The organism is Streptomyces sp. NPDC021020, assembly GCF_044333285.1.
GTDB lineage: Bacteria > Actinomycetota > Actinomycetes > Streptomycetales > Streptomycetaceae > Actinacidiphila.
On record NZ_JBIRQQ010000008.1, the window covers coordinates 430040 to 442190 of the forward strand.

At 75.0% G+C, this 12151-nt stretch carries 12 protein-coding genes and 1 riboswitch; of the genes, 11 read left to right on the forward strand and 1 reads right to left on the reverse strand.

Annotated elements, in window-relative coordinates:
- Nucleotides 1-273: 273 nt before the first annotated feature.
- Complete coding sequence (locus tag ACH4SL_RS25680) at nt 274-1116, forward strand: helix-turn-helix transcriptional regulator (protein WP_398449480.1); 843 nt, start codon at nt 274-276, stop codon at nt 1114-1116.
- 375 nt (nt 1117-1491) lie between these two features.
- Entirely contained in the window at nt 1492-2877 is a 1386-nt protein-coding gene (locus ACH4SL_RS25685; RefSeq protein WP_398449482.1) for a uracil-xanthine permease family protein, read from the forward strand.
- A 48-nt stretch (nt 2878-2925) separates the two neighbouring features.
- Here the strand turns inward: ACH4SL_RS25685 and ACH4SL_RS25690 are convergent, their stop codons facing one another.
- Entirely contained in the window at nt 2926-4158 is a 1233-nt protein-coding gene (locus ACH4SL_RS25690) for an MFS transporter (RefSeq protein ID WP_398449484.1), read from the reverse strand.
- Nucleotides 4159-4231: 73 nt separating this feature from the next.
- Here ACH4SL_RS25690 and ACH4SL_RS25695 point away from each other — a divergent pair, with 73 nt between their 5' ends.
- From ACH4SL_RS25695 to ACH4SL_RS25735, 9 genes are all read left to right on the forward strand, one after another.
- Nucleotides 4232-5410: an ROK family transcriptional regulator gene (locus ACH4SL_RS25695; RefSeq protein ID WP_398449486.1), complete on the forward strand. Its 1179-nt coding sequence runs from the start codon at nt 4232-4234 to the stop codon at nt 5408-5410.
- 417 nt (nt 5411-5827) lie between these two features.
- A riboswitch (FMN riboswitch) is annotated at nt 5828-5958 on the forward strand.
- A 157-nt stretch (nt 5959-6115) separates the two neighbouring features.
- On the forward strand, nt 6116-7195 hold the full coding sequence (ribD, locus tag ACH4SL_RS25700) for a bifunctional diaminohydroxyphosphoribosylaminopyrimidine deaminase/5-amino-6-(5-phosphoribosylamino)uracil reductase RibD (RefSeq protein WP_398449648.1): 1080 nt from the start codon (nt 6116-6118) through the stop codon (nt 7193-7195).
- Nucleotide 7196: 1 nt separating this feature from the next.
- Nucleotides 7197-7823, forward strand: coding sequence for a riboflavin synthase (locus ACH4SL_RS25705; RefSeq protein ID WP_398449488.1), 627 nt, complete (start codon nt 7197-7199; stop codon nt 7821-7823).
- A complete protein-coding gene (locus ACH4SL_RS25710; protein WP_398449490.1) occupies nt 7820-8494 on the forward strand; it encodes a nicotinamide riboside transporter PnuC in 675 nt (224 codons plus the stop codon). Before ACH4SL_RS25705 ends, ACH4SL_RS25710 begins: the two co-directional genes overlap by 4 nt.
- The gene (locus ACH4SL_RS25715) at nt 8491-9822 is read left to right on the forward strand and encodes a bifunctional 3,4-dihydroxy-2-butanone-4-phosphate synthase/GTP cyclohydrolase II (protein WP_398449492.1); all 1332 of its coding nucleotides are present in this window, start codon (nt 8491-8493) and stop codon (nt 9820-9822) included. The genes ACH4SL_RS25710 and ACH4SL_RS25715 overlap by 4 nt, the downstream gene beginning before the upstream one ends.
- On the forward strand, nt 9819-10304 hold the full coding sequence (gene ribH / locus ACH4SL_RS25720; RefSeq protein ID WP_398180176.1) for a 6,7-dimethyl-8-ribityllumazine synthase: 486 nt from the start codon (nt 9819-9821) through the stop codon (nt 10302-10304). The genes ACH4SL_RS25715 and ribH overlap by 4 nt, the downstream gene beginning before the upstream one ends.
- Before the next feature lie 33 nt (nt 10305-10337).
- The gene (locus tag ACH4SL_RS25725) at nt 10338-10610 is read left to right on the forward strand and encodes a phosphoribosyl-ATP diphosphatase (protein ID WP_031517613.1); all 273 of its coding nucleotides are present in this window, start codon (nt 10338-10340) and stop codon (nt 10608-10610) included.
- 114 nt (nt 10611-10724) lie between these two features.
- On the forward strand, nt 10725-11573 hold the full coding sequence (gene hisG / locus ACH4SL_RS25730) for an ATP phosphoribosyltransferase (RefSeq protein WP_398449494.1): 849 nt from the start codon (nt 10725-10727) through the stop codon (nt 11571-11573).
- On the forward strand, nt 11570-12091 hold the full coding sequence (locus tag ACH4SL_RS25735; protein WP_398449496.1) for a PH domain-containing protein: 522 nt from the start codon (nt 11570-11572) through the stop codon (nt 12089-12091). Before hisG ends, ACH4SL_RS25735 begins: the two co-directional genes overlap by 4 nt.
- Nucleotides 12092-12151 lie beyond the last annotated feature (60 nt).

The window sequence follows — 12151 nt, forward strand, 5'->3', positions numbered from 1 at the left end:
CGGCCACCCGTGCGGGTGGCCGCACCCGCACGCCGGCGCGGCCTTCGGGGACGCCGCCCAGCCGGTGCAGCTCGGCCGCCGGGACCGGGGCGTCGGCGGCGACGTCGTGGACGCGGTCGCGATGCCGGGCGCGTACAGCACCCGCGTGATGCCCTGGGACACGACGGCGCCGGCGCCTACCCTGCGGCGGCGCCCGCCGGACCGGCAGGGACCTGCGGATCCGGGGAGTGGCACTCCCTGGATAGCCCGCGCCGCCGGCCGCATGCTGGAGGGGTGGACCGACCAGAACTCGCCGACTTCCTGCGCCGCTGCCGTGCCCGGCTGACCCCCGCGGACGTGGGCCTCACCGGCGGCGCGCGCCGCCGTACCCCGGGGCTGCGCCGGGAGGAGGTCGCCCAGCTGGCGTGCATGTCGGTGGACTACTACACCCGGCTGGAGCAGTCCCGCGGCCCGCATCCGTCGCGGCAGATGCTCACCACGCTGGCCCGCGCGCTGCGGCTGACCGCCGACGAGCGCGACCACCTCTTCCACCTGTGCGGGGAGGAGCCGCCGCGGGAGACCGCCGGCGGCGGGCATGTACGCCCCGGGCTGCTGCTGGTCCTGGACCGGCTGCACGACACGCCCGCCCAGGTCGTCAGCGACATCGGCGACGTCCTGGCGCAGAACGCGATGTCGGTCGCGCTCAGCGGCGACGCCTCGGCCCGGCCGCCCGCGCTGCGCAACATGATGCGCCGGATGTTCACCGACCCGTCCGCCGCCGCGATCTTCCCCGCGGAGGACCGCGAGCACCACGCCCGGGCGAGCGTCGCCAACCTGCGCGCGGTGCTCGCCGCCCGCCCCGACGACCCGCGCGCCGCCGCGCTGGTGGCCGAACTGCGGGCGGTCAGCGCGGAGTTCTCCCGGCTGTGGGACGAACACCTGGTCGCCGTACGGCGCTCCGACGCCAAGCGCTTCCTGCACCCGGTGGTGGGGGAGCTGACGCTGGACTGCGAGGTGCTGCTGAGCGCCGGGCACGACCAGCAGCTCATCGTCTACACCGCGCGGCCGGGCAGCGAGTCGTACGAGCGGCTACAGCTCCTGCGGGTGGTCGGACTGCAGGATCTGACGGCCCGCTGATCGTACTGCTGTTCCCCCGGGCGACCGCCTGACGGCAGGTCAACTGCCGTACGGGGGAGGGCAGGTGAATGCGCGCCTGTGCCATGGCGTAATCCCGCGGAATGAATTGCCCGTTGCGGGCTCCCTCCGGGGCGGCGGGCGCCGGTAACGTGGGGTTCGGTTCGGCGGGCGCGATTCCCCCGTGCGCGTCCGCCGAACCACTGCCCTGCCGCTGCGTGACCACTCCGCGCGGCAGGCCCTCCCCTCGCCGGCTCCCGGTGAGCCGACCGTATGAACCCCGCGGACCGGCGGCCCTTCCGCGGCCGCGCCGCCGGACCCCCGCCGCTTACGTTGAGGACGCACACGGCGGGGGGTCGGCGGCGAGGAGCGGGGCACATGGTGCGCGCAGTGGGCTGGACGGTGCACGGCGACGGCCGCAGCCCGCGCCCCGGCCAGGTGGTCAGGCCCGGCGAGCGCCTCAGCTGGGGGCGCACGGCGGGGCTGGGCGCGCAGCACGTCGTCGCGATGTTCGGCGCGACGTTCGTGGCCCCCGTCCTGATGGGCCTGGACCCCAACCTCGCCGTGCTGATGTCGGGCGTGGCCACCGTGCTGTTCCTGCTCGCGACCGCCGGGCGCGTCCCCAGCTACCTGGGCAGCAGCCTGTCCTTCGTCGGCGTGGCCGCCACGATCCGCGCGCAGGGCGGCGACAGCGCGACCCTCACCGGCGCGCTGCTGGTCACCGGCGCGGTGCTGTGCGGGTGCGGGCTCGCGGTGCGCGCGCTCGGGCCGGGCGTCGTGCACGCCGTGCTGCCGCCGCCGGTGACGGGCGCGGTGGTGCTGCTCATCGGCTTCAACCTCGCGCCGGTCGCGGCGGGCACGTACTGGCCGCAGGACCAGTGGACCGCGCTGCTGACGCTGCTGTTCACCGGCTTCGCGCTGGTGGGGCTGCGCGGCTTCGCGGGGCGGATCGCGATCTTCCTGGGGCTGCTGTTCGGCTACGGGATCTCGTGGCTCTTCGACCGCGTCTTCGGCCGGATCGGCGTCAAGGACACCCCCGCCGGGCACACCGGCGGCCACTGGCGGCTGGACCTGCACGAGGTGGGGCACGCCGCGTGGTTCGGGTGGCCGAGCACCCACGCGCCCTCCTTCGACGGCTCCGCGGTGCTCGTCGCGCTGCCGGTGGTGATCGCGCTCGTCGCGGAGAACGCCGGGCACGTCAAGGCCGTCGGCGAGATGACCGGCGACCGGCTGGACTCCGTGCTCGGCACCGCGATCGCCGCCGACGGCGCCACCACCGTGCTCTCCAGCGCCTTCGGCGGCCCGGCCACCACCACCTACGCCGAGAACATCGGCGTGATGGCCGCGACCCGCGTCTACTCCACCGCCGCCTACTGGGCGGCCGCGTGCTTCGCGATCCTCTTCGGGCTGTGCCCCAAGTTCGGCGCCGTCGTCGCGGCGATCCCCGGCGGGGTGCTCGGCGGCATCACCGTCATCCTCTACGGCATGATCGGCCTGCTCGGCGCGCGCATCTGGGTGGAGAACCGGGTCGACCTGGCCAACCCGGTCAACCTGGTGCCGATCGCGGGCGGCGTCGTCGCGGGCATCGGCGACGTCACCTTGAAGATCACCGACACCTTCTCGCTCAGCGGCATCGCGCTGGGCACCATCCTGGTGCTGGTCGGCTACCACGCGCTGCGGCTGGTCGCGCCTGCGTACCTGCGCACCGGTTCCCCCGGGGGCGGCGGGTCCGCCGGGGGAGGGGGTACGCCGGGGGGCGGCTGACACCGGACCGGCTCCCACTCCGGTCGGGGCCGCCGCCCCCCGGCGGGATCAGTCGGCCGCCGTCATCGACGCGGCCGGTGCGGGCGTGCCGCCCGCCACCTTCTGGCTCGCACCGCCGTGCGTCCCGACCACTCCCGCGCCGAACACCAGGCCCAGCGTCAGGGCGGTGACCAGGCCGAAGGAGACGGTCAGCGACGACGCCCCGGCGATGCCGCCGATCGCAGCGGGCGCGACCAGGCCCGAGGTGTACGTGACGGTCGCGACGCCCGCGATCGTCCGGGCGGGGTTGGTCCCGCTGCGCCCGGCGGCCGCGAAGCACAGCGGCACCACGACCGAGATCCCGACGCCGATGAGCGCGAAGCCCGCGATGCCCGGGGCCGGGGAGTGGGCGAACACCACCAGCAGGCCGCCCGCGGTGGCGATCACGCCGCCCGCCCGGATCGCCAGGACGGCGCCGAGCCGGCGCACCGCGATGTCGCCCAGCAGCCGGGCGGTGGCCATCGTGCAGGAGAACGCGGTGTAGGCGAGCGCCGCGATCGCGGGCGAGGCGTGCGCGATGTCGCGCAGGAAGACCGCGCACCAGTCGGCGGTGCCGCCCTCGGCGAAGACGCCGCAGAAGCCGATCGCGCCGATCACCAGCGCGGACCTGGGCGGCAGGGCGAAGCGCGGCGGCGCGTCCTCGTCGGCCGCCGGGTGCAGGTCGGGCACCTGCGAGCACAGCAGCAGCGCGACGGCCACCAGCACCGCGGCGACCACGCCGAGGTGGATCCGCCCGTCCAGGTGGGAGTGCGCGGCGGGTACGCCGACGGCGGCGCCGACCAGGGTGCCGACGCTCCACATGCCGTGCAGCCCCGACATGATCGACTTCCCCTTGTGCTCCTCGACGGCGACGCCGACCGCGTTCATCACGACGTCCGCCATGCCGGCGCTGGCGCCGAACGCCAGCAGCGCCAGGCACAGGAAGGGCAGCCCGGGGGCGAGCGGCGGCAGCACGAGGACCGCGCACCACAGCGCGAGCAGCATCCGCAGCGCGGTACGCGAGCCCAGCCGGTGCATCAGCCGCCCGGCCAGCGGCATCATCAGCACCGAGCCGATCGCCGGGCACACCAGCGCGATGCCCAGCCCGCCCGCGCTGAGGTCCAGATGGTCCTTGATCCACGGGATGCGGGTGGCGAAGGTGCCCTGCGCGGCTCCGTGCACCGCGAAGACGGTGGCGATCGCCAGATGGGAGCGGCGCACCCGGGCGGGTGTCCAGCCGGTGTCGGCGGTGGGCGTGGTCATGGTGCGTAAACTATCAGGAAGCCTGCCTGAAAGTTAAGTCCCGGGCACCCACCGGTCTGGAAGGATCGCCCGCATGACCGCCACCCGCGCGCGCCCCGCCGAGAACGCGTCCCCGCGTACGGCCAGAGCCATCAACGACCGGCTCGCCCTGCGCCTGCTCCAGCAGGAAGGGCCGCTCACCGCCGCGCAGTTGAAGGAGCTGACCGGGCTCTCCCGGCCCAGCGTCGCCGACCTCGTCGAGCGCCTCCAGGAATCCGGCCTGATCGAGGTCGTCGGCGAGTCCGGCGCCGCCCGCCGCGGCCCCAACGCGCGCGTCTACGGGATCGTCGCGGACCGCGCGCACGTCGCCGGGCTCGATGTGCGGGTCGACAGCATCGGCGTGGAGATCGCCGACCTCCTCGGCCACACCGTCACCCGCGCCGCGCTGACCGTCGCGCCGGACGCCGACCCGGCCGCCACCGTCGAGCGCGGTGTGGAGCTGCTGCTCGGCGCGGCCGGCGGCACCGCCCTGCACACCGTCGCGTGCGGCGCGCCCGGCCTGGTCAACCCGGTCACCGGGCGGCTCGCCGTCACCGGCGAACTGCCCGCCTGGCACGGCGACCTCGTCGACGAGGTCCGCCGCAGGAGCGGGGTGCCGGTGCTGCTGGAGAACGAGGTCAACCTCGCGGCGGTCGCCGAGCAGCGGGTCCGCGGCGGCGCGCCGGACGAGACGTTCGTACTGCTCTGGATCGGCGGCGGCGTCGGCGCCGCCCTCGTCCTCGACGGGCGGCTGCGGCGCGGCTTCTCCGGCGGCGCGGGGGAGGTGGGCTTCCTGCCGGTGTCGACCACCGGGCGGCTGCCCACCGCCACCAACTGCGACGACGGCTTCCACGGGCTCACCGGCAGCCGCGCGGTGTGCGCGCTGGCCCGCGAGCACGGCATCCGCACCGCCGCCACCGCCGACGCGGCCGCCGCCGCGGACGCGGTGCACGCCGGGACCCCCGGCTTCCTCGACGCGCTCGCCGCCCGGCTCGCGGTGGGCGCCTCGGCGATCTGCGCCGTCCTCGACCCCGGGCTGCTGGTGCTGGCCGGCGAGGTGGGCGCGGCGGGCGGCCAGGACCTCGCCGACCGCGTCGGCGACCGGCTGGCCCGGCTGTCCCCGCTGCGCACCACGGTGCTGCCCACCGCGATCCCGTCCGGCCCGATCCTGCGCGGCGCGGTCATCACGGCGATGGATTCGGCGCAGGAGGCGGTCTTCGCGCCCGCGGGCTGAGATCCGGGTACGGGGGCGGGTCTTCGCGGGGGTCGGCCCCGTACAGCGCTGGGCCGCAGGTCTTCGCAGGAGCGGACCCGGGTACGGAGCTGGGCCGCGGGTCCTTGCGGGGGCGGACCCGGGTACGGGCGCGGGCCTTCGTGGGGCGGGCCCCGGGTACGGAGCGGGGCCGCGGGTCCTCGCGGGGACGGATCCGAGCCGCGCCGCGGGGGAGCGCCGTCGGCGGGTCGCGGCGGCGTAGCGGCAGGTGAAGGCCCTGGTGGCGGCCCCGGCCGCGGCGCCCCGCGGGGCCGGGCGCCCGCGTGCGCCGGGCGGGCGCAGTGGTGGAGCACACACCCGCCGGGGGAGAGCGGCGGGGAAACGCCCTGGAGCCGCGGCCGTCCGGCGTGGCAGACTGGGGAGCGTACTTAGTGACGTACGCGCACTCCGGGGTCGGTGCAATTCCGAACCGGCGGTTACAGTCCGCGACCCGGCCGCATCCAGCGGCCGGTTGACCAGGTGAAATTCCTGGACCGACGGTGAAAGTCCGGATGGGAGGCAGTGCGCGGCGGGCGTTCACGACGGTGCGCCGCCACGGCGGCAGGTCGGGTCGATCTGCCGGTGCCGCAGGGTGGGGTGTCCGGGCGTGTGCGCGCGTCGAAGCCCCGGAGTCCGTGCCCGATGCGGCAGGAGGACCCGGTGGCCACCACCACGGAAACCGACGCGATGCGCAGAGCCGTCGCGCTCTCCGCACGCGCCCTCGGCGCGACCGCCCCCAACCCCGTCGTCGGCTGTGTGATCCTCGACGCCGCGGGCGAGCCCGCGGGCGAGGGCTGGCACCGCAGGGCCGGCGGCCCGCACGCCGAGATCCACGCCCTGGAAGCCGCCGGGGCCGCGGCCCGCGGCGGCACCGCGATCGTCACCCTCGAACCCTGCAACCACACCGGCAGGACCGGCCCCTGCGCCCAGGCGCTGATCGCCGCCGGTGTCTCCCGCGTCGTCTACGCCGTCGCCGACCCCAGCCCCGCCGCGTCCGGCGGCGCCGCGACCCTGCGGGCCGCGGGCGTGGACGTCGAGGGCGGTGTGCTCGCCGCCGAGGCCGAGGCCGTCAACACCGCGTGGCTCACCTCGGTGCGCCGCGGCCGCCCGTACGTGCTGTGGAAGTACGCCGCGACACTCGACGGCCGGATCGCCGCCGCCGACGGCAGCAGCCGCTGGATCACCTCCGCGGAATCCCGCGCCGACGTGCACCGGCTGCGCGCGCAGGCCGACGCGGTCGTCGTCGGCTCCGGGACGCTGCTCGCCGACGACCCGCACCTCGCGGTGCGCGGTGTCGACGGCGCGGTGCAGCCGCTGCGGGTCGTCGTCGACACCCGGGCCCGTATCCGCCCCACCGCGCGCGTCCTGGACGACGCCGCGCCCACCCTCGTCGCCGTCGCCAAGGACGCCGACACCGCCCACCTCGGCGGCCTGGACCTCGTCCGGCTGCCCTACGCGCCCGGTCCCGCCGCCGGGCCCCGCGGCCTGGACGTGACCGCGCTGCTCGCCGAGCTGCACGCCCGCGGCGTCCGCTCCGTCCTGCTGGAGGGCGGTCCGACGCTCGCCGGGGCCTTCGTGGCCGCGGGCGCCGTGGACACCGTCGTCGGCTACCTCGCGCCCGCCCTGCTGGGCGCGGGCCCCGGCGCCCTCGGCCCGGCAGGAATCAGCACCCTCGCGCAGGCGTTGCGGCTCGACGTGACCGACGTCGCCCGCCTCGGGCCCGACCTGCGTATCACCGCCGTCCCCACTGCTGCACAGGAGAAGTGACGTGTTCACCGGAATCGTCGAAGAACTGGGTGAGATCACCGCGGTCGAGGAGCAGTCCGACGCCGCCCGTTTCACCGTCCGCGGGCCCGTCGTCACCGAGGGCGCGAAGCACGGCGACTCGATCGCGGTCAACGGGGTGTGCCTGACCGTCGTGGACCTCGGCGACGGCAGCTTCACCGCCGACGTCATGGACGAGACGCTCAAGCGCTCCAGCCTCGGCGCGCTGCGCCCCGGCAGCCGCGTCAACCTGGAGCGCCCGATGGCGCTCGGCGGCCGGCTCGGCGGGCACCTGGTGCAGGGGCACGTGGACGGCACCGGCACGGTCCTGGAGCGCACCCCGGGCGAGCACTGGGAGATCGTGAAGATCTCGCTGCCCGGCGACCTCGCCCGCTACGTCGTCGAGAAGGGCTCGGTCACCGTGGACGGCATCAGCCTCACCGTCGTCGACGCGGCCGCCGACTTCTTCACCGTCAGCCTCATCCCGACCACCCTGGAGCTGACCACGCTCGGCGTGAAGCAGCCCGGCGACCCGGTCAACCTGGAGGTCGACGTCATCGCCAAGTACGTCGAGCGCATGCTCGGCGGGGCGGCGGGAACGGCCCCCGGGGCCGCCGGAGATGTGCGATGAGCGCCCTGCACTGGCTCAACGGCGAGGCGTTCACCGCCTTCGACCAGCACGTCATGTGGTCCGACATGATCGGCAACCTGCTGGGCCTGGGCGCGCTCGCGCTCGGCTGGCGGCGGGCGATGCTGACCTGGCCCGTCCAGCTGCTGTCCGGCGTGGTGCTGGTCGCCGCGTTCTGGTCGGCGCACCTGGGCGGCGGGGTCGGCAAGCAGTTCGTGGTCGTCACGGTCGCGGTGTGGGGCTGGTTCCGCTGGCGCGGCGGCCGTACCGACGACGCCGGGCGGGTCGCGATCCGCTTCGCCACCTGGCGGGAGCGCGCCGTGCTGGTCGTCGCCACCGGGGCCGGCACCGCCGCGGTCGCCGGGCTCTTCCTGGCCTACCCGTCGCTGTCGTGGAATCCGTGGCCGGACGCGTACATCTTCACCGGCACCCTCGCCGCGATGTACGCCCAGGCGCGCGGCTGGGTCGAGTTCTGGTTCGCGTGGCTGGCCGTCGACCTGGTCGGGGTGCCGCTCAACTTCCACAGCGGCCTGCCCTTCTCGGGGCTGGTCTACATCGTCTACTTCGTCCTGGTCATCGCCGGGATGTACGCCTGGTGGCAGCAGACCCGCCGGCCCGACGCCGGGGCCCGGGTCCGACCGAGCAGCACCGTCGCGGAAGGAGTGACGGCATGAGTGCCGTGACCGCACTGCAGGACGACTGGTTCGACGACGAGGATCTGCGCCTGGACCCGGTGGAGCGGGCGGTCGCGGACATCGCCGCGGGCCGTCCGATCGTCGTGGTCGACGACGAGAACCGGGAGAACGAGGGCGATCTGATCGTCGCCGCGGAGAAGATCACCCCGGAGATCGTGGCCTTCATGATGACCGAGTGCCGCGGGCTGATCTGCGTGCCGATGGAGGCGCCCGACCTGGACCGGCTGGAGCTGCCGCAGATGGTGGACTCCAACACCGAGTCCATGCGCACCGCCTTCACCGTCTCGGTCGACGCGGGGCCCGAGCACGGGGTGACCACCGGCATCTCCGCCGCCGACCGGGCCGCCACCATCCGGCTGCTGGCCGAGTCCACCAGCCTGCCCGGCGACTTCGTCCGCCCCGGCCACGTCTTCCCGCTGCGCGCCCGCAGCGGCGGCGTCCTCACCCGCGCCGGCCACACCGAGGCGGGCGTCGACCTCGCCCGGCTCGCCGGGCTGCGGCCGGCCGCCGCCATCGTGGAGATCGCCCGCGAGGACGGCACCATGGCCCGGCTGCCCGACCTCGTCCCCTTCGCCCGCAAGCACGGCCTCACGATCATCTCCATCGAGGACCTGATCGCCTACCGCCGCTCCGCCGAGCCGACCGTGCGCCGCGAGGCGTCCACGACACTGCCCACCGCCTACGGCGACTTCCGCGCGTACGGCTACCGCAGCACCACCGACGGCGTCGAGCACATCGCGCTGGTCGCCGGCGACATCGGCGAGGGGGACGACGGCACCGACGTGCTGGTGCGCGTCCACTCCGAGTGCCTGACCGGCGACGTCTTCGGCTCGCAGCGCTGCGACTGCGGCCCGCAGCTCCAGGCGGCGCTGCGCCGGGTCGCCGAGGAGGGCCGCGGCGTGGTGCTCTACCTGCGCGGGCACGAGGGCCGCGGCATCGGCCTGCTGTCCAAGCTGCGCGCGTACGAGCTCCAGGAGCGCGGCCGCGACACCCTGGACGCCAACCTCGAACTCGGCCTGCCCGCCGACGCGCGCGACTACGGCGCCGCCGCCCAGGTGCTGGCCGACCTCGGGGTGCGCTCGCTGCGGCTGATCACCAACAACCCCGCCAAGACCGGCGCGCTGGTCCGGCACGGCCTCGACGTCCTGGGACGCGAGCCGATGCCGGTCGGGGCCGGGGAGCACAATCTGCGGTACCTGCGGACCAAGCGCGACCGGATGGGGCACGACCTGCCCTGGCTGGACACCGTGGCCCGCCCCCGCACCGTCGAGGCCGGCAACGGCACTGAGCACCGAGGAGACAAGTGAGCGGCAAGGGCGCCCCCGAGCTGACCGTCAAGAACTGCGGCGACCTGCGGGTGGCGGTGATCGCGGCCCAGTGGCACCAGCAGGTCATGGACGGCCTCGTGGACGGGGCGATGCGCGCCCTGCACGACCTCGGCATCGAGGAGCCGACGCTGCTGCGGGTGCCGGGCAGCTTCGAACTGCCCGTCGTCGCCAAGGCGACGGCCGCCCGCGGCTACGACGCGGTCGTCGCCCTCGGGGTCATCATCCGCGGCGGCACCCCGCACTTCGAGTACGTCTCGCAGGGCGTCACCGCCGGCCTCACCCAGGTCACCGTGGACACCGGGGTGCCCGTCGGCTTCGGCGTGCTGACCTGCGACACCGAGGAGCAGGCGCTCGACCGCGCGGGACTTCCCGGGTCGAACGAGGACAAGGGCCATGAAGCGGTCACCGCCGCGGTGGCCACCGCGACCGTGATCCGTTCACTATCCGAGCCGTGGCGCTGACCGGTCCGCGCTTCCCCGTACGCTAGGACCACCATGGCCAACAAGACATTCGAGCAGCTCTTCACCGAGCTGCAGCACAAGGCCGCCACGGCCGACCCCAGCACGTCCCGCACCGCCGAGCTGGTCGGCAAGGGCGTGCACGCGATCGGCAAGAAGGTGGTCGAGGAGGCCGCCGAGGTGTGGATGGCAGCGGAGTACGAGGGCGCTGCCGCCACCGCCGAGGAGATCTCCCAACTGCTCTACCACGTCCAGGTGATGATGGTCGCCCGCGGCATCTCGCTGGACGACGTGTACGCGCATCTGTGAGCCGTGCGGCCCGCGCCACCCGCGCGCGGGCCGCACGCGCACGTCCGCGTACCCGTACGCACCCCCTTGCACCACCCCGCCCTGACACCGCTCCGAGCGAAGGAACCCCACCCCATGCTGCGCATCGCCGTCCCCAACAAGGGCTCGCTGTCCGGACCCGCGGCGGCCATGCTCCATGAGGCCGGCTACCGGCAGCGCAAGGAGTCCAAGGAGCTGGTGCTGTTCGACAGCGCCAACGACGTGGAGTTCTTCTACCTGCGCCCGCGCGACATCGCCATCTACGTCGCCTCCGGCCGGCTCGACATCGGCATCACCGGCCGCGACCTGCTGCTCGACTCCGGCGCCAGCGCCGAGGAGATCCTGCAGCTCGGCTTCGCCCGCTCCACCTTCCGCTACGCCGCCCACCCCGGCACCGCGGCCGGTGTCGCCGACCTCGGCGGCATGACGATCGCGACGTCCTACGAGGGCGTCGTCGAGAAGCACCTCGCCGACAACGGCGTGGCCGCCACCGTCGTCCACCTCGACGGCGCCGTGGAGACCGCGATCCAGCTCGGCGTCGCCCAGGTCATCGCGGACGTCGTGGAGACCGGCACCTCGCTGCGCAACGCCGGCCTGGAGACCTTCGGCGAGCCGATCATGGCCTCCGAGGCGGTCGTCGTCCGCCCGGTCGGCGCGCCCGCCGGCGACCCCAAGGTGCAGAAGTTCCTGCGCCGGCTGCAGGGCGTCCTGGTCGCCCGGCGCTACGTGATGATGGACTACGACATCCGCGCCGAGCACGTCGACCAGGCCGTGGCCCTCACCCCGGGCCTGGAGTCGCCGACCGTCTCCCCGCTGCACCACGAGGGCTGGGTCGCGGTGCGGGCGATGGTCCCCACCACCGACGCCCAGCGGATCATGGACGAGCTGTACGACCTCGGCGCCCGCGCGATCCTCACCACCGGCATCCACGCCGCCCGGCTGTGACCGCCCCCGACGGCGGCGCGGACCGGGAGCAGGTCCGCGCCCCCGCCGGCGCCGTCGCGCGGCTGCCGGTCACCTTCCGGCCGCTGCTCACCCGTGTGGTGCTGCTCACGGTCGGCGTGCTGCTGCTCGCCACGCTCGTCACCCTGGCGGTGCTCATGCCGGCCGAGGGCGCGTCGCCGTGGACCACCGGCGACCGGGTCAGCATCGCCGTCGTCGGGGTCCTCGCGCTGGGCGTCCTCGCGCTGCTCAGCCGCCCCAGGGCGGTCGCCGACCACGACGGCCTCACCGTCGTCAACGTGGTCGTCCGGCGCCGGCTGGCCTGGGCGGAGATCCTCGGCGTACGGCTGCGCCCCGGCGACGCCTGGGTGCACCTGGACCTCGCCGACGGCACCACGCTCGCCGTCATGGGCATCCAGCCCGGCATCGCCCGCCGCCAGGCCCTCGTCGACGCCCGGCTGCTGCGCGAGCTGGTCACCGCGCTCGGTGAGGCGCCCGGTGACGGGCGTGACGCGAGGTGACCCGGGGACCGCTGCCTTCCCGGCCCGCGGTGAAGCCGTCGTGAAGGCGCCGCCCGCCGT